The following is a 21734-nucleotide window of genomic DNA, read 5'->3' as shown; positions in this document are numbered from 1 at the left end:
GTTTATACACAGGATTATACTGCCTAAATTGCTTCACGCTGGAAAAAGACAACGTAAAAATTAACATCACATCACTTCTCACCATATCAACTTTAATGTTTTCATCAGCGAGTTTTTCTCAAGATATAACAACAAAACAAAGCATTATTGGTTTTATATTTATTGCGATAGGAAATGCAGCTATATTTATTATTTTTATTTATTTAATAAAAATAATCTTCAAAGACTACTAGTTAAACGCTGTCAGTTAGATTCCATCAAATGGCCACCAGAAGCAGACATTCCGCTCTCCCCTCAATCCAGACATAAAAAAAGCGGGGCAAAAGCCCCGCTTTTTCACACCGCAATCTTCGGAAACCAAGGCTCGTCCTTGGCCCGCTTCGCCTCAAACGCCTCAATCGCCCCTTCCCGCTTAAGCGTCTGGCCAATATCGTCCAGCCCCTCCAGCAACAGATGCTTGCGCAGCGGGTCGATCTCGAAGGGAATCTCTTCTCCATCCGGACGCACCACAACCTGACTTTCCAAATTGACAGTAATGCGACTGTTCGCTCCCTGCGTCGCATCCTTCATCAGTTCATCGCAGACCTCACGCGGCAGACGGATCGGCAGGATGCCGTTCTTGAAGCTGTTGTTGAAGAAAATGTCGGCGAATGTCGGCGCAATCACACAGCGAATACCAAAATCCAGCAACGCCCAAGGCGCGTGCTCACGCGATGAACCGCAGCCGAAGTTCTCATGCGTGATGAGGATCTGTGCCTTGCGATACGGCTCCTTGTTCAGCACGAAGTCCAGGTTCTCAGAACCATCCGGACGGTAACGCATCCCGTCAAAGGCATGGACACCCAGTCCCGTGCGCTTCGTCGTCTTGAGAAAACGCGCGGGAATGATCTTGTCCGTGTCGATATTAGCCTCAGGCAGAGGCGCTGCGATGGCCGTGAGGGTCGTAAACTTTTCCATCGTGGTCGGTCCTTCTGCCGGGATCAGGCGTTCAGTTCGCGGGCGTCGGTCAGCACACCCGTCACAGCGGCGGCGGCGGCCATCGCAGGTGAGAGCAGGTGCGTGCGTCCACCCGGTCCTTGCCGTCCCTCAAAATTGCGGTTGGATGTGGACGCACAGCGCTGACCCGGCGTCAGCTTGTCCGGATTCATGCCCAGACACATGGAGCAGCCAGCCTCACGCCATTCAAAGCCTGCATCGAGGAAGATGCGGTCCAGCCCTTCCTCTTCCGCCTGTGCCTTTACCAGCCCTGAACCCGGCACGATCATCGCCCGCACACCGTCTGCCACCTTGCGACCCGCAGCGATGGATGCAGCAGCGCGCAGATCTTCGATGCGGCTGTTGGTGCAGGAACCGATGAACACTACATCGACCGGCGTGCCCGCGATCTTCGCGCCCGCCTTGAGGTCCATATAGTCCAGCATCCGCTGCAACTGCGCGCGCTTGGCCTCATCCGGCTCATCGGCAGGATCGGGGATCGTGGCATTGATCGACAGCACCGTCTCGGGGCTGGTGCCCCATGTCAGACAAGGCTCGATCTCCTCGGCCCGCAGAGTGACTTCGGTGTCGTACACTGCTCCCTCATCGGCCACCAGCGTCTTCCAATACGCCACAGCAGCGTCGAAATCCGCACCTTTGGGCGCGAACCGGCGTCCCCTCACATACTCAAACGTCGTCTCGTCCGGTGCAATCAGGCCCGCGCGCGCACCGGCCTCAATGGCCATGTTACACACGGTCATGCGCCCGGCCATGTCCAGCCCACGAATGGCCGAACCTGTGAACTCGATCACATGCCCCGTGCCACCCGCCGTGCCGATCTTGCCGATGATGGCCAGTACCACATCCTTGGCCGTCACGCCCGGAGCAAGAGTGCCGTCTACGGCGATCTTCATGTTCTTGGCGGGCTTTTGCAGGATGGTCTGCGTCGCCATCACATGCTCGACCTCGGACGTACCGATACCGAATGCCAGAGCACCCATCGCGCCATGGGTGGAGGTGTGGGAGTCACCGCACACAATGGTCATGCCCGGCAGCGAGATGCCCTGCTCGGGGCCGACCACATGCACGATGCCCTGATTGGCCGAAAGCAGCGGAAAATACGGAACACCGAATTCCTTGACGTTGCGCTCCAGCGTCTCGATCTGATTGCGGCTGTCTGCTTCCTCGATCGGCTTAGTCCGATCGGACGTCGGCACGTTATGGTCCACAACCGCAATAGTGTTTTCCGGATGCCGCAGCTTTCGCCCGGCCAGACGTAGCCCCTCGAAAGCCTGAGGGCTCGTCACCTCATGCACAAGATGCCGGTCGATATAGAGGATCGCCGTGCCGTCCTCGAGGGTATCGACAACGTGGTTGGCCCAGATCTTGTCGAAGAGCGTGCGCGGCGACATGGCGGTTCCTGAACTTCCTGTAATCAATGACACGAGCTTTGCCTGCCTGAAGAGCGGGGCGTCAAGTACGCCGAAGCCCTATGTGCAGGCAAAATCCCTGTCCGGTCACGTAGGAATGAACGACCCGCTTCGCCAGTGGCGAGCAGGCTCCCTTCCCCGCAAAAGAAAAAGGCCGGTGCCCCTGCGGAGCACCGGCCTTCCCAAGCGCGAAGCTTACGCGCTGGCCTTGGCGGCCGGTCCCGTGTCACGGGCGCGCTCGGCAATACGCGCGGACTTGCCGCGACGGCCACGCAGATAATACAGCTTCGCACGACGCACCTTGCCGCGACGCACAACCTTGATCTCCGCGATCGTGGGCGCATAGAGCGGGAACACACGCTCCACACCTTCGCCGTTCGAAATCTTGCGCACTGTGAAATTGCTGTTCAGGCCCTTGTTGGAACGGGCGATCACAACGCCTTCATAGGCCTGAAGACGCTCACGCTCGCCTTCCTTCACGCGGACGGACACGCGCACCGTGTCGCCGGCCTGGAACTCGGGAACCGCGCGGGCGGCGGACAGGCGCGCGATCTCGGCGGCCTCATACTGCTGGATGATGTTCATGACGAATGTCCTTCGTGAACGGATGGTCTTGATGCGTGAGACAGATGAGCTGTCCACAGATCGGGCCTGCGCTCGCGCGTAGCCTTCTCGGATTGTTCGCGCCGCCAGCGGGCGATGGCGGCATGGTTGCCGGACAGGAGAATGTCCGGCACGGCCCGGCCCTTCCACTTGGCCGGGCGGGTATAGAGAGGATATTCAAGCAGACCGTCGGAAAAGCTTTCTTCGACACCGCTCTCCGCCGATCCCATGACGCCCGGCAGAAGCCGCACGCAGGCATCGAGCAGCACCAGTGCCGCCGTTTCGCCACCCGAGAGAACGTAATCGCCGATCGAGACCTGCTCGATCGACCGTTCCTCAAGCACCCGCTCATCCACACCTTCATAGCGTCCGCACAGGAGGGCTACCCCCGGTCCGGATACATAACGGCGGATATCCGCCTGTGAGAGCGGACGACCGCGCGGCGTCAGATAGACACACGGCGCACCATCATGGCGAGACACCGACTCAAGCGCCGCCTCCACCACATCCGGCCGCATCACCATGCCCGCCCCGCCTCCAAACGGCGTGTCGTCCACAGCGTTGTGCCGCCCCAACCCGAACGCGCGCAGATCGCGCACGTCGCAGTTCCACGTTCCGTTTTCCAGCGCCCGACCGGCCAGAGACTGACCGAGCGGACCGGGAAACATGTCCGGAAACAGGGTGAGGATGGAAGCCGTCCAGCTCATGCCACATCGTCCGAGGCAACCCGCTCCCGCTTGGGAACCTGCGCCTCCTCACCGATCACTTCCACGGGCCGCACAATGCTTACGCGCCCAGAAGTCAGATCGACCTCCGGCACGCAGGCTTTCGTGAACGGCACGATCAGACCCGTGTCGAGCTCAAGGCTCACACCCGCACCATAATCGTGGACCGTGACAATCCGCCCCAGAGGCTGCCCATCTTCCACAGCCGCCAGACCAAGTAGGTCGCTGTGATAGAACTCTTCATCCTCTGGCTCGGGAAGCTGATCGCGCGTGACATAGAGCTTCCGATTGACCAGTACCTGCGCCGCCGTCCGATCGGCAAGCGGCTGTCCCTGCGCATCACGCAGTTCCGCCACATCGCCCGAACGCCAACTGAGCGTCCACTTGCCGCCCCGATCGTCCGTCAGCACGCCATAGGAGGCGAGAGCCGCTGCATCGGTCGCGAGGCTGTGCACATGCACAAGCCCGCGCACACCGTGCGGCCTCCCCACAACTCCGATCTGGATGCGTCCGTCCGTCATGGTTGGAAAGCGTCTTTCGATCTACTCTGTCCTCAGGCCGCTGCAGCCGCCGCAGCGTCAGCCGCCGCCTTCGCGCGTTCCTGCGCCTTCTTCTTCGGTGCGGACTTCTTGGGCTGCTCGTTCCATGTCGGCTTCGCGATCACACCAGCCTGACCGAGGAAACGGGCCACGCGGTCCGTCGGCAGGGCACCCTGCGACAGCCAATGCTTGATGCGCTCTTCCGTCAGCTTCACGCGGTCAGCATGATCGGACGGCAGCATCGGGTTGTAAGCACCCACGCGCTCAATGAAGCGACCATCGCGCGGCGAACGGCTGTCAGCCACAACAATGTGGTAGTAAGGACGCTTCTTCGCACCGGCGCGGGCGAGACGGATCTTGAGGCTCATTCAGACTACTCCGGATAGTGCCAGAAAAGAAAAGGAACGGGTCGGGGATGGATCAGCCGAAAGGCGGCCGACCTCCGGGACCACCCGGACGGCCACCCGGCCCTCCCGGCATCCCGCCCCCGGACATGAGCGCGGAAGCCTGCCGCATCAGGCCCTTGAGCCCGAGCTTGTTGACCCGCTTCATCATGGTGGACATGTCATCGAACTGCTTGAGCAGCTTGTTGACTTCCTGAACTGTTGTGCCGGACCCAGCAGCGATACGCTTCTTGCGCGACGCCTTGATGATGCCCGGCGTTTTGCGCTCAGCCTTCGTCATGGACGAAATCATGGCCTGATGGCGCTTGAATACGGTGGTGTCGAGGTTCTTCTCCGCCACCATGTCCTTGAGCTTGCCCATACCGGGCAGCATCCCCAGAATACCCGAGATCGAGCCCATCTTCTGGATCTGCTTGAGCTGCGCGACATAGTCGTCCAGATCGAACTTGCCGGCCATCATCTTCTTGGCCAGCCGCTCGCCTTCTTCCTGATCGAGCGTATCGGCGGCTTTCTCGACCAGCCCGGCAATGTCGCCCAGACCGAGAATGCGTCCGGCAACGCGCTCGGGATGGAACTCCTCCAGCGCGTCGAGCTTCTCGCCCGAACCCGTCAGCTTGATCGGCGCGCCCGTGATCGCGCGCATGGACAGCGCCGCACCACCGCGCGCGTCACCGTCCATACGGGTCATGACCACACCGGACACGCCCACAGCCTCATTGAAAGACTTGGCTGTGTTGACCGCGTCCTGACCGGTCATCGCATCGACGACCAGAAGCGTTTCCGCAGGGTGCGTCACGTCACGGATCTGACGCACCTCATTCATCAACGCTTCGTCGATGGAGAGCCGTCCGGCAGTGTCGAGGATGACGACGTCATACCCCTCACGACGCCCCGTCTCCATCGCCCGCTGCGCGATTTCCACCGGCGTCTGGCCAGCAATGATGGGCAGCGATGCGACACCCGCGCGCTCGGCCAACTGCTGCAACTGGAGCTGAGCCGCCGGACGCTGCGTATCGAGCGATGCCAGCAGCACCCTCTTACGCTCGCGCGTCGCCAGACGCAGGGCGATCTTGCCCGATGTCGTCGTCTTGCCCGAACCCTGAAGACCGACCATCAGGATCGGCACAGGCGGCGTTGCGTTCAGGTTGAGGGGAACAGCGCCTGCACCACCGAGCGCGTCGATCAGCGCGTCGTTGACGATCTTGGCAACGGCCTGACCGGGAGAAACGCTTTCCAGCACTTCTGCGCCGACCGAGCGTTCCTTGACCTTATTGACGAAGTCCTTGACGACTGGAAGCGCCACATCCGCTTCCAGCATGGCTAGCCGGACTTCACGCATGGCCTCGGCAACGTCGGCCTCGCTCAGCGTGCCGCGCTTGCCAAGATCACCGATGACCCCGGAGAACCTGTCTGACAGAGACTCGAACAAGAGGCGTTTCCCCAAAACAATACGCGCCACTGCGCGAACACTCGCGATGTGGCGGGACTCATGTATGGCGATCTGTCTACGCCCCGGCCATTCGCCCTGTCAAACGGAATCAAACGGCCTCTTCAGGGAAAGACAGGTGGATGCATCCACCGGCTCGCTTCACACGGACAGCAGCACCCGCCTGCACGCGTCCTTCAGACTTGCGACGAACAGTCCGACAACCCATCCTGCCATGTCATCCCTGAAATATATATGGAGAACACCCAATGGCTGGCACTCCCACCTCATGGCATGCCGCGCCACTCACATGGGGACACGGACCTCGCCTACTGGAAATGTTTCTCGAACCGACCTGCCCGTTCTCCGTGAAGGCGTTCAACAAGCTTGATGCCCTTCTGGAACAGGCCGGAGAGGACCGGATTACCGTGAAACTGCGCATGCAATCACAGCCATGGCACCTTTTCTCCGGCGTTGTCGTGCGCTGCATCCTCGCAGCCTCCACGCTGCCGGAAGGGAAGGATGCGGCACGTCGCGCAATGCAGGCTGTGGCCGATCACCGCGAGGAGTTTGAGTTCGCACATCATTGCGAAGGCCCGAACCGACACGCCACCCCCGATGACATCATCGAACGGCTGGAACGCTATAGCGGTCTCACCCTCAAACCAGCTTTCGCAATCCCGGACCTGGATCGCGAAATCAAGTGGCACTGCAAATACTCGCGTCAGAACGGCATCCACGCCTCTCCCACCTTCATGATCGACGGACTGGTGCAACCCGATATGAACAGCGGCGATCCGGTCGAAACATGGGTGGCGCGCCTTTTGCCTTCCCGAGACTAACCTCAGTTTCTCCGGGGAGGCCGTGACGCCCAGATGGCCGCCAGAGCCGAACCGGAGATGTTGTGCCAGATAGAGAACACTGCGCCCGGCAGGGCCGCGAGTGGGGAAAAATAAAGCCGCCCCAACGTCGCGGCGAGGCCCGAATTCTGCATGCCGACCTCCAGCGCCAGTGTCCGGCACACGGATTCATCGAAGCCCAGTAATCGTCCGCCCCAATAGCCGCCAAGCAGGCCGACAGCGTTGTGAAGGATGACGCCCACCAGCACGAGCGGCCCGACCGCTCCCAAAGCGGGTGCCGCCGCTGCGACAATGCTGGAAATGATGGTCAGGATCGCCACCATGGCCACAAGTGGCAGCACCGGCTCCATCCGACGCACGGCGCGATGACAGAAGGTGTTGACCAGCACGCCTCCCACAACCGGAACGGCCACAAGTGTCAGAATGCTACGGAACAGCCCCCAACTGTCCACGGCCACATCCGCCGCCACATACAACCTCGTAAGCAGAGGTGTAGCCACAATCCCCACCAGCGTGGAGAGAGTGCTGATACTGACCGAGAGCGCCACATCTCCACGCAACAGATAAATCATCACGTTGGAAGCGGTGCCACTGGCGACACATCCCACCAGAACCATGCCGGTCGTCAGATCGTTGGGCATGGCAAGCGCCTTCGCAATTCCCCACGCCGCCAGCGGCATCACAAGATAATGCAGCGCCACACCCGCGAGCACCGGATAGGGCTTGCGGGCGATACGCCTGAAGTCCGCCACAGTGAGCGTCACGCCCATGGTGAACATAATGAACGCCAGCAGCGGCGTAATGACTGGGGTAATGACCAAAAAGGGGCCGGGCCGTAGCACGGCCATCAGTGAAACAAGCACAGCCCACACCGGGAACAGCCGTGTCAGCATGCGCGCACATCTTCCGCCTTTTTACCCATCCGATCCCCCCTTTTCGCGACATCTGCGCGCCTTATGAAAGGAAGAGGCAATACAGATCAATCATGACGGCGTGTGTGGCTGGAGTTTCACCCCACGCCACCCTCCGCTACACTGAATCCATGATCCTTTTTGAAGCAGACCCCTTCTCATGAGCCGTGTCTCCATCGAACTCGTCCCGCGCGATGCGGACACCATCCAACGCGAAGTGGCCGAACTTCGCGCATGTCTCCCTTTTGTGGACACCATCAACATTCCCGACATCCAGCGCTTTTCGCTGCGAAGCTGGGAGGCCGCCACACTCGTGCGCCCGAACTTTCGGTCCGTGATCCCGCATGTCCGCGCCATCGACATCGACCCGAACGGCCCGCTGCCAGGTCTCGATGTGCCGGACCTGACGGAGATCCTCGTGGTAAAAGGCGATCCACCGGCAGATCTGAGCCGTCGCGTGTTTCCCAACACCTCCGACGCCGTCATTCGCCGTTACCGACGTGAAGCGCCGCACCTCAAGGTTTACGCTGCCTTCGACCCTTACCGCCGCGCGCCCTACAAGGAACTGGAAGATGTGGCCCGCAAGCGCGAAGCCGGAGCCTGTGGTTTTTTCACACAACCTCTCTTCGACATGAAAATGCTCGATCTCTGCCGCGATTGGCTGCACGATCAGCAAGTTTTCTGGGGCTTCTCACCTGTGATCGGCCCCAAGTCACGCTCCTATTGGGAGACGACCAACCACATTGTCTTTCCGCGTGATTTTGAGCCCACGATGGAAGCCAATCTCACCTTTGCCGAACAGGCCATTCGTGAAGTGCGCGACGACGGAGATTCGGTCTATCTCATGCCGCTGCGCGTAAAACTCGCAAACTACCTCCGGCCGCTTGAAGGCGTTCTGCAGGGCTGAACCCTTTCCACACGATGGAGCCGACCATGACCGCAGCCTCTCACAAGGTCCGCATCCACTATTGCACCCAGTGCAACTGGCTCCTCCGTTCCGCGTGGATGGCGCAGGAACTGCTCCAGACGTTCGGCACCGAACTGACGGAAGTGGCCCTGTGTCCAGACACGGGTGGCCGGTTTGAGATCAGCGTGGACGATGTCATCGTGTGGGAACGCAAGCGCGACAACGGCTTTCCCGGCCCCAAGGAACTCAAGCAGCGCGTGCGGGACGTCATCGCCCCCGAACGTGATCTGGGGCACGTGGACCGCTAAAGCAGCCCACGGTGTTCCAGTCCGGGCAGCGAACGAGCCGCCCGGTCATTTTTCAGGAAAGCAGCGAGAAATTGCTGGCTGTCAGGGTGTTCGTGTCATGCACGTCCGCCACAGTCAGTGTCGTGTTGCTGTTAAGATGCAGCGCGAGACCGGCTGAAGAGACGGTGGCATGGTCGAGCACATCGGCAAGACCACTCTGCGTCAAACCAAAACCGGTCAGATCGATCGTGTTGTGCTTTGCCGCTGTAAAGTCAGTGATGACATCGCGCGCGCCAGCAGCCGTCTTCATAATGTCAAACGTATTGCCGCCCCCTGTGCCGCCCGTCATATTCATGCTGCTATTGGCAACAAAAAGATCGGAACCAGAACCACCGACGGCCGTAAAGGCGCCATGGACATTGCTGTCCGCGCTAATGAAAGTCATCTTGCCCGCACCTGTTTCGGTTGCGTGCTGATTACCCGTACCTCCCGTAATGCTCGATCCACTGTCGCCCCATGTATTGACTTCAAGGTCGGCATTCCAGTCACGACTGCCCATGGTGATGTCGACCGACTGAGCATGGATCTGATTAGTGCCGATCAGGGAATCCGTAACGACAAACTGTCCATATCCCGCATTCGCGTAAGCGCCGGTCGCATCATCCTGCGCCGTGTTGACGGATGAGTTCTCGAGGATGCCCACGGATACACCCGTGCCATCGGTGATCAGCTTATCGTCAATCATCTTGCCGACAGTGCTGTCGCGCCCGAGTTCCACGGAAGAGGTATCAATCTCACCCGCAACCGTCTTGATACCGGCCGTGATCGTTCCCTGCAGAAACTTGTCGATATGGGAGTCCGAGCCTGTTGTAATGGAACCACCCGTGCATCCATCAAACGTGGACTTCGCACCCGCAATGATGTTGAGGTTACGGCCATCGACGAATGTGGAATACGCCCCCACCTGTATCAGTGAGGTTGCGCCCGGGATATTGGATAGATCAAGAAACGTATTTCCGGCTACGCTGGCGCCATTTATACTGCCGTTCTGCAAGTCCTTGATCGTGTTGTCGCCAGCGTTCAGTGTGACAGAACTTTCGGCAGCAGTATCGGTGAACGCCACTGTAGTGCCGTAACCGTTTACCGTGACATCAGCCTTCCCTGTCATCACGAGATTATTGTCATACCAGGCCGTCACATCACCAGCGGAAGAAGCCGTATTACCCACGACATATGTCTGACCTGATACCAGTGTAGCAGACGTATCAGCATCTGTGAGGTTGATATGTGTGGTCGAAACCATTGTTCTCTCCTGAAATTCATTAGAACTTCAGCAATTCCCGATCAGGGTTTCCTGAAATCCGAAGAGAACCTAAATGTTGACCTGATTTCTCCCTAAGTAAGTTTTCCGTTAATAAAATAAATTAATGAATTAATAACCAAAGAATTATTATTTATATGATTAAAGAATGAAATATATACAACACACAACCAAAAGATGCCATAAAAGTGATCTAATTCTAGAGCAAGCTGAATGCTGACGGCGGGACTTTCCCCGCCGCACGATACATTTTTCTTTACTTCTCCACGTTCTGCAGAACCTCGAACCCTTCAAACACAGGCGGCCCCATGGTCAGCGGCTTTCCCTGCCCGGCATTCGCGTGCGCCTGTCGAAACTGCTCCGACTGCGTCCAACCCACAAAAGCCTCGTGAGACTCCCAAACCGTGTGAGAAGCATAAAGCACATGATCTTCCCGCACCGGACCGCGTAGAAACTGAAAACTCACAAAGCCGGGAACCGTCTTGAGAAAAACCTCCCTGTCGAGCCAACGCTTCTGGAACGCCTCCTCATTTTCAGGGCTGACACGGAAACGATTCATCGCAATGTACATCAAAGCACTCCTTGAAAAGATCGCTGCAAAACCCAGCATGCCACATTGAAAGCCTGCACGCGGCTCTCTGCTGCATTGATCTTTCTTCACTGTGTAGTCTCTGTCGATATTTTCGCGAGAAAAAGGGGAACAGACATGTGTGGACGCTTCGCCAACGATCTGACAGTCGATCTCATGCGGACCGTGTTCGGAATCACAGGCACTGTGCCGAACTGGCCCCCATCATGGAACATCGCCCCATCCCAGCAGGCTCCTGTCGTCCGCCTGAAACCGGAAACCGAAGAACGTCATCTCGATCTACTCCGCTGGGGCTTCATTCCGCACTGGGCCAAGGATGCCGGACGGCAACCCATCAACGCACGCGCTGAAACCGCCGCCACTTCTTCCCTCTTTCGTTCGGCCTTTGAAAATCGCCGGGCACTTGTGCCGGCAACCGCCTATTACGAGTGGCAGAAAGGTTCATCGCCTCGTCAGCCATGGGCGTTCCGACGCAAGAACGGGCAACCACTGGCTATCGCCGGATTGTGGGAGAACTGGCAACACGATGGAGAGTGGGTGCGCACATTCGTCATCCTTACCACACGCGCCAACGCTCTCATGAATCCGATCCATGATCGGATGCCTGTGACAATTGAAGAGGACGACTGGTCAACATGGCTGGGTGGTGCGGCAGACAGCGCCCGCTCTCTCCTCCACCCCACTCCTGACGATGCTCTGGAATGTTATCCTGTCAGTCGGAACGTCAACACACCTGCAAACAACAGCGCCTCTCTGCTCGCCCCCATCTGACTTCGCGACCGCTCGGCCAGAATCACTTTTCCGTGATGCTTGATACTCACTGCCTTCGGATCGTTCCTTTCACAAGAACGACCTTATTCGAAAACAGACTGCCGAAAACGGCATCAAGCAGCACGAGGATGGCAAAACGATGGCACCTGCGGCGCTGACCCTCTCCCGCCCATTACATTTACTGTCCGTAGCCTCGGAAATGTTCCCGTTCGTGAAGACAGGTGGACTTGGAGATGTCACGGCGTCGCTTCCGTCAGCCCTCACGCCTTATGATGTGCAAACCCGCACACTCCTGCCGGGCTATCCTTCCGTTCTAGCGGCGATGGAGAAAGTGGCCTGCCGTTCTGTTGAGTTCGGTCTCATTCTGGGCCACGCCGCACATCTCAAGATCGGACAAGTTGGAGGGCAGGAGTTACTGGTTCTCGATATTCCCGCTCTCTATGATCGTCCCGGAAATCCCTACGTGACATCAGAAGGCTGCGACTGGCCTGACAACGGCCTACGTTTTGCGGCTCTGGCCCGTGCTGCCGCCACTATCGGTCAGGGCGGACTTGAAGGTTACCATCCCGACATCGTGCAACTGCATGACTGGCAGGCCGGCCTCACGGCGGCCTATCTGCACTATGACGGTGAAGCTCCCCTCCACGCCAATGGCATGAGCCGGCGCCCCCGTATCGTCCAGACGATCCATAATCTCGCCTTTCATGGCAGCTTTCCCCTCACCGATCTGCCCATTTTGGAATTGCCAGCCCAAGCGGCTTTCATCGACGGCTGCGAGTTTCACGGCCGCATCAGCTTCCTCAAGGCCGGTCTGTTTTTCAGTGACTGGATCACCACAGTCTCGCCCACCTATGCACAGGAAATCCAAGGTAGCGAATGGGGAATGGGCTTCGACGGTCTGCTGCGTACACGCACCTCCGACCTCACCGGCATTCTCAATGGCGTGGATATCAACGTATGGAATCCCGCCCATGACCCTGCCGTGCGCTTTCCTTACGTCGTAGGCGACACCATCGGGCGACTGTCCAACAAACTCGCCTTCCAGGCGGAATTCGGCCTGCCGCAGGACCGCAATGCCTTTCTCATAGGCATCGTCAGTCGTCTGACACGGCAAAAAGGCGTCGATCTCCTGCCAGAGATCATGGAGCGGCTGCTTGTCTCCAACACCCAAGTAATCGTCGTGGGCGAAGGGGAACGCCCTCTTCACCGCGCTTTTTCCGCTTTGCAAAGAAGATTCCCCCGCAGTTTCGCCTGCCATATCGGCTACAGCGAAGAACTCGGTCACCGCCTGCCCTCCGCTGTCGATGCTCTACTTGTCCCATCACGCTTCGAGCCTTGCGGCCTGACTCAGCTTTGCGCTCTGCGTTACGGAGCCGTTCCTATCGTCTCGCGCGTGGGAGGATTGGCCGACACAGTAGTTGACGCCAACGATGCGGCCATCGGACGCGGCGTTGGCACAGGTTTTCTGTTTTCACTCATCGACGGTGCGACACTCGCAGTCACGGTTGAGCGGGCACGTCGTCTTTTCCGAGAGAACCGCAAAGCATGGTCACAGCTTCAGAAGAACGGGGCCGCCACAGATGTCTCATGGCATGAAAAATCCATCCAATATGTCAGACTCTTTGCGAAACTCGCGGGAGTTGAAATCGTTGAACCGAAAGAACCCAATATCGTGCGGCTTTCCTCCGCGCACGCGTCGGACAATATGCGAGGACATGCTTTCAGCGGCAAACGGCATATCGCTCGAAAACCCCCCATTCCCCCTTCCACACACCGCAACAGCGCCTGAATTTTCAAAGCCATAAATCACACGAGATCATCACACAGCAAAGGAGCCTGAGGGATGCCAACGAGACAGGATCGAAATGGCGCCCTCTATCATGTTCCCGAAAACACCGATGATCTTCTGGCCGGACGTTGTGGCGATCCTTTTTCTATCCTCGGTCGACACAATGCAGGCTCGCTCGATATCGTGCGTGTCTTCTACCCACATGCCGCCAAAGTCCGACTGCTCGTCGAGCGTCCCCGCTCGCCCCCCATCGAGCGCGCCATGCGTCCGGTGGACGATACCGGCATGTTCATCGGCACCATCCGCAAAGGAGCGTCTTATCGTCTGCGCGTAATCTGGGCAGATGCCACAGAGGAGGTCAGCGATCCCTATTCATTCGGCCCTATCCTGCCGGAAGAGGAATTGCATGCCTTTGCCGAAGGCCGTCATTTTCACGTTCATCACCTTTTGGGCGCACATCTCGTGACACTACACGGCGTAACGGGTGTGCGCTTTGCTGTCTGGGCACCTAACGCCCGTCGCGTGTCCGTAATCGGAGACTTCAACATCTGGGACGGTCGCCGTCATCCCATGCGACTGCGTCATAGAGCTGGCGTGTGGGAACTCTTCATCCCCGGTCTTACAGCTGGAGAGCGCTATAAATTCGAGATCATGGCGCAGGACGGCACGCTTCTTCCACAAAAGGCCGATCCCTTTGCACGTCGGACCGAACTGCCTCCCGCCACAGCCTCCGTCGTGGCACGAAATGATCCATTTCCCTGGACAGATGATGCATGGATGGCAACCCGCTCCGCACGCCACGCGCCGCAGGCACCGCTCTCCATCTATGAAGTTCACACTCTTTCATGGCGTCGCCCCAACGGAGATCCGGACCGCATCGCCACATGGCGGGATCTGACACGCGATCTCATTCCCTATGTGGCGGAAAACGGCTTTACGCACATAGAGCTTCTTCCCATCATGGAATATCCCTTCGGTGGATCATGGGGTTATCAAACGCTCGCGTTGTTTGCTCCCACCGCCCGCCACGGCAGTCCGGAAGATTTCGCTGCGTTTGTAAACGCCTGCCACGAGGCCGGGATCGGTATCATTCTGGATTGGGTGCCTGCTCACTTTCCCAATGATCTGCACGGTCTGGCCTGTTTCGATGGAACTGCCCTCTTTGAACACGCAGATCCACGTGAGGGGATGCATCGTGACTGGAACACGCTGATTTACAATTATGGACGGCACGAGGTGCGTGCCTTCCTCATTTCCAGCGCCTTGATGTGGTGTGAGCATTTTCACGTCGACGGTCTTCGCGTGGATGCGGTCGCCTCCATGCTGTATCGCGACTACAGCCGCCAGAGCGGAGACTGGCTTCCCAACATCCACGGAGGACGCGAAAACCTCGAGGCCGTGTCGTTCCTGCGGGAACTGACCGATACGCTGCAACGCCATGCGCCCGATGTTCAGATCGTCGCTGAAGAATCCACGGCATGGCCCGGTGTCACGCACCCGACGGTCGATGGAGGTCTTGGGTTTTCCTTCAAATGGAACATGGGATGGATGCATGATACTCTGCATTTCATGCAGCGCGACCCATTATGGCGCGGCCACCATCTTTCCGAAATTCTTTTCGGCACACATTATGCATTTTCCGAACGCTTCGCTCTCCCTCTCTCTCATGACGAAGTAACGCACGGCAAAGGCTCGCTGCTTGCCCGCATGCCGGGCGATAGCTGGCAGCAACATGCCAATCTGCGAGCCTATTTTGCTTTCATGTGGACCCATCCGGGCAAGAAACTCCTGTTCATGGGAGGAGAAATCGCACAAATACAGGAATGGAACCATGATGGAGAACTTGACTGGCGCTCACTGTCCGAGCCGTCCAAACTCGGCATGCAGAGGCTAGTTCGCGATCTCAATCACATCCTCCAATCCTACCCTGCCCTGCATGAACTCGACATCGATCCGGCGGGTTTTTCTTGGCTGATCAATGATGACGATGCCAACGTGGTGTTTGCATGGGCGCGTTTCGCGCTCTCTGCCCCTCCCGTTGTCGTGGTGTGGAATGCAACACCCGTTATCCGCCATGCTTACCGCGTGGGCGTGCCAAATGCTGGAGACTGGCACGAGATCATCAATACGGATGCCAGTGTTTATGGCGGCAGTAATGTCGGCAATGGCGGCCGTGTAACCGCGCAGGCAGTCGCCGCCCATGGCTGCGACTGGTCGGTCGAACTGATACTGCCGCCGCTGGCCACTCTCATCCTCTCTCCAGCCCTTGAGGAAGCAGGATGAACGCCGCTTCCGACACTCTCGAATCCGGCGCTCCCTACCCTCTGGGCGCCACCTACGATGGTTGCGGCGTCAATTTTGCCGTCTTTTCCGCCAATGCCACCCGCATCGAACTGTGTCTGTTCGATCGCAAAGGTCGTCGTGAAGTCGCGCGACATCGGCTTCCTGAATACACCGATGAAGTTTGGCATGGTTATCTTCCCGGTGCTTCACCCGGCCTCCTCTACGGATATCGCGCTTTCGGACCGCACGATCCGCATGAAGGTCATCGTTTCAATCCCCACAAACTTCTGGTTGATCCCTATGCCCGTGAACTGACAGGCGATCTCCGCTGGACCGATGCCTTGTTCGGCTACAGGCTCAACTCACCACGGGCGGATCTCTCCTTCGATCGGCGGGACAGCGCCAGCGCCATGCCGAAATGCCGTGTGATTGCCCCTCATGTGCATTGGCCTGACGATCATCGGCCCAGCATTCCACCGGAAGACGTGATCGTGATGGAGGCCCATCTCAAGGGTTTGTCCATGCGTCATCCCGATGTGCCCCAAGCGATACGCGGAACCTTTCAAGCGTTAAGTCATCCCCGCATCGTAGAGCATCTGCAAAAACTCGGCACCACAACACTCGAACTTCTGCCGGTGCAGGCATTCGTCACCGATCGTTTCCTGATCGAACGCGGTGTCACCAATTACTGGGGCTACAACACGCTCGCGTTCTTCGCCCCGCACCCCGCTTATATGGGACGTGGCGAAATCGAGGATTTCCGCGCCGCCATCCGCGCTTTGCATGCCGCCGGCATCGAAGTGGTGATGGACGTCGTGTACAACCACACCTGCGAAGGAAACGAGCTTGGTCCCACCTTGTGTTATCGCGGACTCGACAACGCCAGCTATTACCGCCTCGTGCCCGATGATGAGCGTCATTACATCAACGACACCGGCTGCGGAAACACGCTCAATCTTTCTCATTCTCGCGTGCTCCAGATGGTGCTTGATTCCCTGCGTCATTGGGCCAGCGCGTTCAATATCGACGGTTTCCGCTTCGATCTCGCAACCATTCTTGGTCGCGAGAACTACGGTTATGACCAGAACTCGGGATTTCTCGACGCCCTCATGCAGGATCCAATTCTGCGCACGCGCAAACTGATCGCCGAGCCATGGGATCCGGGACCGGGTGGATATCAGGTGGGTAACTTCCCGCCCGGATTTCACGAATGGAACGACCGTTTTCGTGACACCACACGCCGTTTCTGGCGGCAGGATGAATGTCAGCAGGGGGATATGGCAGCCCGTCTCTCCGGCTCAGGCGACATTTTCGACCATCGCGGACGGCGCCCATGGACCAGCGTCAATTTCGTGACGGCTCATGACGGCTTCACCCTGATGGACACCGTCAGTTACGAAACACGGCACAATGACGCCAACAAGGAAAACAATCACGACGGCGCACAGGACAACCACAGCCGCAACTGGGGCGTGGAAGGACCGACCGATGATGCGACCATAGTGGAAAAACGCGATCATATTCGTCGCGCCATGATGGCGACACTTCTTCTGGCCCATGGAACACCCATGATTCTCGCAGGCGACGAATTCGGGCAAACCCAGAACGGAAACAATAATGCTTATTGTCAGGACAATGATTTGTCCTGGCTGGACTGGTCACTGACACAAACGCCTCGCGGTCAGGACATGCAGGATTTTACAGCACGACTGATCCTCCTGCGGCGTGAACATCCTTCCCTGCGCGCACAACGCTACATGCATGGCCGTCATGCTCCCCTACCGGATATCTCCGACATCGCGTGGTTCAATGCCGCGGGACAGCCCATGTCGGTCGATAACTGGAATGAAAGAGGACAACCTCTTCTTGGTCTGCGACGTGCCATTGAAGATGGTGAATCCTTCGACATCACCTACATGATCCTTAATCCTAGCGATGCAGAAGCACCCTGTGCCCTACCGCCCCCTACTGGCACATGGCGTCTGCTTCTCGACAGCGCACGACTGCACCATACGGAACCGGAAAGCCTCACCGCCGGGTTGCATAGTGTGATCGTCGCCGCACATTCGGTCCTCCTTCTGCAACTCGATCCCGCCACCATGGCCACAAAGTCCACAAACGGCTGAAAGGAGGCAGGCCATGTCCCAGAGTGATCGTTACCTCCGCAAGCAAGGTGCGGTGCTCCTTTCACCGCACCGCACGCGCTTTCACCTTTGGGCGCCTTCCTGCTCCTCCGTCCAACTTGAAGCGGAAGATCATCCACCCGTCCCAATGACAGCGGACGACCACGGAGGGTTCGTATGCGAAACACCCACGGGAGCTGGCCTACGTTATCGCTATCGCGTGGCCCCCGATCTGCTGGTCCCCGATCCAGCCTCCACCCGTCAGCCCGAAGACGTGCATGGCCCCAGTGAGGTGACCGATCCCGAAAGCTATCGTTGGCAGAACCCACGTTGGCAAGGGAGACCTTGGGAAAAAGCCGTTATCTACGAAGTGCATATTGGACTTGCGGGCGGCTATACAAAGCTGGCTGCCGATCTTCCACGCATCGCCGCATTTGGCATTACTGCCATCGAACTCATGCCGATTGCGGAATTTCCCGGCGGTCGCAACTGGGGATATGACGGCGTTCTGCCTTTTGCACCCGAAAGCGCTTACGGCACACCAGATGAACTCAAGGCGCTGATCGACCGCGCCCATACACTCGGTCTCATGATTTTTCTCGATGTTGTCTATAATCACTTCGGACCGGATGGAAACTTCATCGAACAGTATGCGCGCCCCTTTTTCCTCCAGGATCGCCGCACCCCATGGGGTCATGCCATCGACTTCACCCAACGAGCAGTACGTGATTTCTTCATCGACAATGCACTCTACTGGCTCATGGAGTTCCGCTTCGACGGTCTGCGGCTGGACGCCGTGCAGGCCATTACAGAACAGGACTGGCTTACGGAGTTACATGAAACTGTCAGACAAACCGTGGAGCCGGACCGCCACGTTCATTTGATCCTTGAGAACGAAAACAACGACGCCCGTCTGCTGCGCGAGGGCTTTACCGCCCAGTGGAACGATGACGGACACAATGCCCTGCACGTCATCCTCACTGGTGAAACAGACGGCTATTATGGGAATTTCGCATCCAACCCCACAATGGACCTTGCGTGCGTTCTCAAAGAGGGATTTCGGTTTCAGGGGGACAAATCGCCTGTCACGGGCAAACCGCGGGGTTCTCCATCTTCGGATCTGGCGGCTGAGAAATTCATCCTTTTTCTGCAAAACCACGACCAGACCGGCAACCGCGCCATGGGAGAACGACTGACAGTTCTTGCGCAGCCGCACATGCTGGAAACAGCCTACGCACTTCTTCTACTCTCCCCTCAGATCCCCATGATCTTTTTTGGAGACGAGTGGGGAACACGCACGCCGTTCTTCTTTTTCACCAGCCACAACCCGGAACTGGCCCGGATCGTGCGCGATGGACGGCGACAGGAATTCGCCTCTTTCAGCCATTTTCATGACCCCCATCGTCGCGAACTTATCCCGGACCCGAACGATCCGCGGACTTTCGAACATTCACGTCCTGACCGTCGAGAAATGGAACAGCCGGAACATAAGGAATGGCTGGACCGCACACGTGAACTCCTGCGTCTGCGGCACCAATATATCGTGCCGCGCCTGAAGAATGCCCGTGGACTGGACGTTACGCATCTCACGAAGCAAGGCTGTGCGCTGTTCGCCCGGTGGTCGATGGAAGACGGTTCCATTCTGAACATCGCGTTCAATCTGAGCACAATGCTCACTCAACTCCCTTCCGCTCCCCACGGAACCTTTCTCTACGGACTGCGCACGACATTCTCATCCCCGGACTTGCCGCCTGCAAGCCTTCTCGCATGGCTGGAGGGAGACAATCATGTCTGACCAGACCTTGACCCGGCAGGCCACGCGTCTGGGGTTGCAAGTGAATTGGATGGACGCTCAAGGACACAGGCGCCGGGTCTCTGTGGATACTCTGCGCCGTCTTGTACCCTTGCTTGAATCCAAAGCGGGTTCCGGAACACCGTCCCTGCTTGTCACCGAAACAGGTGCTTCCACATCGATCCCCATCAATGGCACAAAGAATACGGACGCCGCGCCTGCTTTCGCGGTCGCTCTTGAAGACGGTCGCCGGATCGAGGGGCGGCTCCGTCGTGCCCGTAACGGCAAGTTCCATCTGCCGCGTATAATAGACGCGGGATATCACACACTGACAGTGGCGAACCGGGAGTTCACCCTCGCAGTAGCACCCCGGCAGGCTCCTCCCATCGTAGGACGCGGCTGGGGCCTTGCCGTTCAGGTCTACAGCCTCAGGAGTCAGGGCGATGGCGGTATCGGCCATCTTGGCGCTGTCGCTGACCTCGCGAAACGCACGGGAACAGCGGAGGCCGACGCACTTCTGCTCAGCCCCACCCATGCCATGTTCGCCAGCAATCCCGCGCAGTACAGCCCCTATTCTCCATCCAGCCGGCAATTTTTCAACGTGTTACTGGCCGATCCAAGTTGCACCTTCGACACCGCCACACTACAAGCCGCCCGCAAACACGCACGCCTGAATCTCGAAGAACTGCATCAACTTGAAACAGCCTCCCTCATCGACTGGCCACGCGCTGGACATCTACGCCTGAAGCTTCTCCGTGCACTCTATGATCTTCATATTGCTCCTGCTCCACCCGCCGATTTTACCGAGTTCATCCACACCGGCGGAATTGAACTTCAACGACACGCCATTTTTGAAACGCTGCACACGCAGAGCACCCAACGCGGACCACGGGGTGGAGACTGGCGGCTCTGGCCCCTCTCCGTTCGCAATCCTACCTCCCCCGAAACGGCCCATTTCGCCCATGAGATGATGAGGGAGATCGACTTTCATCGGTTTCTACAATGGATCGCTTCCCGCAGTCTGCTCGCAGCACAGGATAACGCCCACAAGAGCGGAATGCGGATCGGGCTGATCGCCGATCTCGCCGTAGGCGTCGATCCGGCCGGCAGCGAGTGCTGGGCGCATCAGGGCGAACACCTCACCGAAATCTCGATCGGCGCACCTCCCGATGCCCTCAGCCGCGCCGGACAAAACTGGGGACTGACCACCTTCTCCCCCCATGGTCTGCATGCCAATGGCTATCAGGGCTTTATCGCCATGCTGCGCGCCAATCTCGCCCATGTGGGCGGTCTGCGCATCGATCATGTCATGGGGCTACGGCGGCTCTGGATCATCCCCAAGGGGGAAGGTCCGGAAGAAGGCGCCTATCTCACCTATCCCAGTGCCGATCTCATGAGGCTGGCCACACTGGAAGCCTCTCGCGCCAACGCTGTCCTCATCGGGGAAGCTCTGGGCACTGTCGAACCCGCATTCCGCAAGGACATGATCCGCCATGGCCTGACAGGCATGAACGTCCTTCCATTTCAACGTGATTCAGAGGGTGCCTTTCTCCCTTGCAGGCAATGGTCCCGAACGGCCGTGGCGATGACGACAACCCATGACTTACCCCCATTGGCCCGCTGGTGGCAGGGACTTGATCTTGCCACGACTGACGTCTCCTCCCAGATACAACGCGGTGCCGAAAGGACCGCCTTATGGACGGCCGTGGCGGGTCGAACGGTGCCCGAACCTCCTTCCAGTCCGACAGGAGCTGCCACTTTCGTGGATCGTGCCGTCAGTTTCGTAGCGGACACACCCTGCCCACTCGCTATCGTGCCACTGGAAGACCTCGCGGGGTTAAACGAACAACCCAACGTGCCTGGCACCACCACCAGCCACCCCAACTGGCGTCAACGCTATCCAGTCCCGGCTCGCACGCTTCTGGCACGACGCGGCACGAAGAAGCGTCTGACCCTTCTGAAAACATCTCGTCCTCGTTCTTAACTATTGCGAGAAGCG

At 58.4% G+C, this 21734-nt stretch carries 19 protein-coding genes; 9 read left to right on the top strand and 10 right to left on the bottom strand.

What is annotated here, in order from left to right; genetic code table 11:
- Positions 1-336: 336 nt before the first annotated feature.
- The 7 genes from leuD to ffh all read right to left on the bottom strand — a co-directional run bounded on the left by leuD (position 337) and on the right by ffh (position 6105).
- Positions 337-957, bottom strand: a complete 621-nt coding sequence (gene leuD / locus KUA11_RS01870) for a 3-isopropylmalate dehydratase small subunit (RefSeq protein ID WP_217408801.1) — start codon at positions 955-957, stop codon at positions 337-339.
- Positions 958-980: 23 nt separating this feature from the next.
- Positions 981-2387 (bottom strand): 3-isopropylmalate dehydratase large subunit, encoded by a 1407-nt coding sequence (leuC, locus tag KUA11_RS01865; RefSeq protein WP_217408802.1) that lies wholly within the window; start codon positions 2385-2387, stop codon positions 981-983.
- A 213-nt stretch (positions 2388-2600) separates the two neighbouring features.
- On the bottom strand, positions 2601-2990 hold the full coding sequence (gene rplS / locus KUA11_RS01860) for a 50S ribosomal protein L19 (protein WP_166313426.1): 390 nt from the start codon (positions 2988-2990) through the stop codon (positions 2601-2603).
- Positions 2987-3715 (bottom strand): tRNA (guanosine(37)-N1)-methyltransferase TrmD, encoded by a 729-nt coding sequence (gene trmD, locus KUA11_RS01855; RefSeq protein ID WP_217408803.1) that lies wholly within the window; start codon positions 3713-3715, stop codon positions 2987-2989. Before trmD ends, rplS begins: the two co-directional genes overlap by 4 nt.
- Positions 3712-4254 carry a ribosome maturation factor RimM gene (gene rimM, locus KUA11_RS01850; RefSeq protein ID WP_217408804.1) on the bottom strand — a complete coding sequence of 181 codons (543 nt, stop codon included), beginning with the start codon at positions 4252-4254 and terminating at the stop codon, positions 3712-3714. The genes trmD and rimM overlap by 4 nt, the downstream gene beginning before the upstream one ends.
- A 32-nt stretch (positions 4255-4286) precedes the next feature.
- Positions 4287-4640: a 30S ribosomal protein S16 gene (gene rpsP / locus KUA11_RS01845; RefSeq protein ID WP_217408805.1), complete on the bottom strand. Its 354-nt coding sequence runs from the start codon at positions 4638-4640 to the stop codon at positions 4287-4289.
- Positions 4641-4692: 52 nt separating this feature from the next.
- Complete coding sequence (gene ffh / locus KUA11_RS01840; RefSeq protein WP_217408806.1) at positions 4693-6105, bottom strand: signal recognition particle protein; 1413 nt, start codon at positions 6103-6105, stop codon at positions 4693-4695.
- 266 nt (positions 6106-6371) lie between these two features.
- On the opposite strand from ffh, the gene KUA11_RS01835 reads away from it, so the two are divergent.
- Entirely contained in the window at positions 6372-6944 is a 573-nt protein-coding gene (locus tag KUA11_RS01835; protein ID WP_217408807.1) for a DsbA family protein, read from the top strand.
- Between the two features lie 2 nt (positions 6945-6946).
- Here KUA11_RS01835 and panS read toward each other — a convergent pair whose 3' ends face one another.
- Positions 6947-7855, bottom strand: a complete 909-nt coding sequence (gene panS, locus KUA11_RS01830) for a ketopantoate/pantoate/pantothenate transporter PanS (RefSeq protein WP_217408808.1) — start codon at positions 7853-7855, stop codon at positions 6947-6949.
- Positions 7856-8033: 178 nt separating this feature from the next.
- Here panS and KUA11_RS01825 point away from each other — a divergent pair, with 178 nt between their 5' ends.
- Positions 8034-8780, top strand: coding sequence for a methylenetetrahydrofolate reductase (locus tag KUA11_RS01825; protein ID WP_217408809.1), 747 nt, complete (start codon positions 8034-8036; stop codon positions 8778-8780).
- A gap of 26 nt (positions 8781-8806) precedes the next feature.
- Positions 8807-9088 carry an Rdx family protein gene (locus KUA11_RS01820; RefSeq protein ID WP_217408810.1) on the top strand — a complete coding sequence of 94 codons (282 nt, stop codon included), beginning with the start codon at positions 8807-8809 and terminating at the stop codon, positions 9086-9088.
- A 52-nt stretch (positions 9089-9140) separates the two neighbouring features.
- On the opposite strand, the gene KUA11_RS01815 is transcribed toward KUA11_RS01820, so the two are convergent.
- A complete protein-coding gene (locus tag KUA11_RS01815; RefSeq protein ID WP_217408811.1) occupies positions 9141-10370 on the bottom strand; it encodes an autotransporter outer membrane beta-barrel domain-containing protein in 1230 nt (409 codons plus the stop codon).
- 274 nt (positions 10371-10644) lie between these two features.
- Positions 10645-10959, bottom strand: a complete 315-nt coding sequence (hmuQ, locus tag KUA11_RS01810) for a heme-degrading protein HmuQ (RefSeq protein WP_166313417.1) — start codon at positions 10957-10959, stop codon at positions 10645-10647.
- A gap of 135 nt (positions 10960-11094) precedes the next feature.
- Between hmuQ and KUA11_RS01805 the strand changes: the two genes are divergently transcribed.
- From KUA11_RS01805 to malQ, 6 genes are all read left to right on the top strand, one after another.
- Positions 11095-11748 carry an SOS response-associated peptidase gene (locus KUA11_RS01805; protein WP_217408812.1) on the top strand — a complete coding sequence of 218 codons (654 nt, stop codon included), beginning with the start codon at positions 11095-11097 and terminating at the stop codon, positions 11746-11748.
- A 139-nt stretch (positions 11749-11887) separates the two neighbouring features.
- Positions 11888-13537, top strand: a complete 1650-nt coding sequence (gene glgA, locus KUA11_RS01800; RefSeq protein ID WP_217408813.1) for a glycogen synthase GlgA — start codon at positions 11888-11890, stop codon at positions 13535-13537.
- A 54-nt stretch (positions 13538-13591) separates the two neighbouring features.
- Positions 13592-15820 carry a 1,4-alpha-glucan branching protein GlgB gene (glgB, locus tag KUA11_RS01795; protein WP_217408814.1) on the top strand — a complete coding sequence of 743 codons (2229 nt, stop codon included), beginning with the start codon at positions 13592-13594 and terminating at the stop codon, positions 15818-15820.
- Positions 15817-17946: a glycogen debranching protein GlgX gene (glgX, locus tag KUA11_RS01790; RefSeq protein WP_217408815.1), complete on the top strand. Its 2130-nt coding sequence runs from the start codon at positions 15817-15819 to the stop codon at positions 17944-17946. Before glgB ends, glgX begins: the two co-directional genes overlap by 4 nt.
- 13 nt (positions 17947-17959) lie before the next feature.
- The gene (gene treZ / locus KUA11_RS01785) at positions 17960-19738 is read left to right on the top strand and encodes a malto-oligosyltrehalose trehalohydrolase (protein ID WP_217408816.1); all 1779 of its coding nucleotides are present in this window, start codon (positions 17960-17962) and stop codon (positions 19736-19738) included.
- Positions 19731-21719, top strand: a complete 1989-nt coding sequence (gene malQ, locus KUA11_RS01780; protein WP_217408817.1) for a 4-alpha-glucanotransferase — start codon at positions 19731-19733, stop codon at positions 21717-21719. Before treZ ends, malQ begins: the two co-directional genes overlap by 8 nt.
- Positions 21720-21734: the final 15 nt, after the last annotated feature.

The organism is Acetobacter estunensis (assembly GCF_019083805.1).
GTDB lineage: Bacteria > Pseudomonadota > Alphaproteobacteria > Acetobacterales > Acetobacteraceae > Acetobacter > Acetobacter estunensis_A.
The sequence above is the reverse complement of the archived record's forward strand: the minus strand, read 5'-3'. Positions and strand labels throughout refer to the sequence as shown.

Excerpts from the sequence above, each read along its gene's own strand:
- treZ (WP_217408816.1), top strand. The coding sequence starts at position 17,960 with ATGTCCCAGAGTGATCGTTACCTCCGCAAGCAAGGTGCGGTGCTCCTT.
- glgA (WP_217408813.1), top strand. The coding sequence starts at position 11,888 with ATGGCACCTGCGGCGCTGACCCTCTCCCGCCCATTACATTTACTGTCC.
- KUA11_RS01815 (WP_217408811.1), bottom strand. The coding sequence starts at position 10,370 with ATGGTTTCGACCACACATATCAACCTCACAGATGCTGATACGTCTGCT.
- rimM (WP_217408804.1), bottom strand. The coding sequence starts at position 4,254 with ATGACGGACGGACGCATCCAGATCGGAGTTGTGGGGAGGCCGCACGGT.
- leuD (WP_217408801.1), bottom strand. The coding sequence starts at position 957 with ATGGAAAAGTTTACGACCCTCACGGCCATCGCAGCGCCTCTGCCTGAG.
- panS (WP_217408808.1), bottom strand. The coding sequence starts at position 7,855 with ATGCTGACACGGCTGTTCCCGGTGTGGGCTGTGCTTGTTTCACTGATG.
- KUA11_RS01825 (WP_217408809.1), top strand. The coding sequence starts at position 8,034 with ATGAGCCGTGTCTCCATCGAACTCGTCCCGCGCGATGCGGACACCATC.
- KUA11_RS01820 (WP_217408810.1), top strand. The coding sequence starts at position 8,807 with ATGACCGCAGCCTCTCACAAGGTCCGCATCCACTATTGCACCCAGTGC.
- KUA11_RS01805 (WP_217408812.1), top strand. The coding sequence starts at position 11,095 with ATGTGTGGACGCTTCGCCAACGATCTGACAGTCGATCTCATGCGGACC.
- leuC (WP_217408802.1), bottom strand. The coding sequence starts at position 2,387 with ATGTCGCCGCGCACGCTCTTCGACAAGATCTGGGCCAACCACGTTGTC.
- KUA11_RS01835 (WP_217408807.1), top strand. The coding sequence starts at position 6,372 with ATGGCTGGCACTCCCACCTCATGGCATGCCGCGCCACTCACATGGGGA.
- glgB (WP_217408814.1), top strand. The coding sequence starts at position 13,592 with ATGCCAACGAGACAGGATCGAAATGGCGCCCTCTATCATGTTCCCGAA.
- glgX (WP_217408815.1), top strand. The coding sequence starts at position 15,817 with ATGAACGCCGCTTCCGACACTCTCGAATCCGGCGCTCCCTACCCTCTG.
- rpsP (WP_217408805.1), bottom strand. The coding sequence starts at position 4,640 with ATGAGCCTCAAGATCCGTCTCGCCCGCGCCGGTGCGAAGAAGCGTCCT.
- rplS (WP_166313426.1), bottom strand. The coding sequence starts at position 2,990 with ATGAACATCATCCAGCAGTATGAGGCCGCCGAGATCGCGCGCCTGTCC.
- trmD (WP_217408803.1), bottom strand. The coding sequence starts at position 3,715 with ATGAGCTGGACGGCTTCCATCCTCACCCTGTTTCCGGACATGTTTCCC.
- malQ (WP_217408817.1), top strand. The coding sequence starts at position 19,731 with ATGTCTGACCAGACCTTGACCCGGCAGGCCACGCGTCTGGGGTTGCAA.
- hmuQ (WP_166313417.1), bottom strand. The coding sequence starts at position 10,959 with ATGTACATTGCGATGAATCGTTTCCGTGTCAGCCCTGAAAATGAGGAG.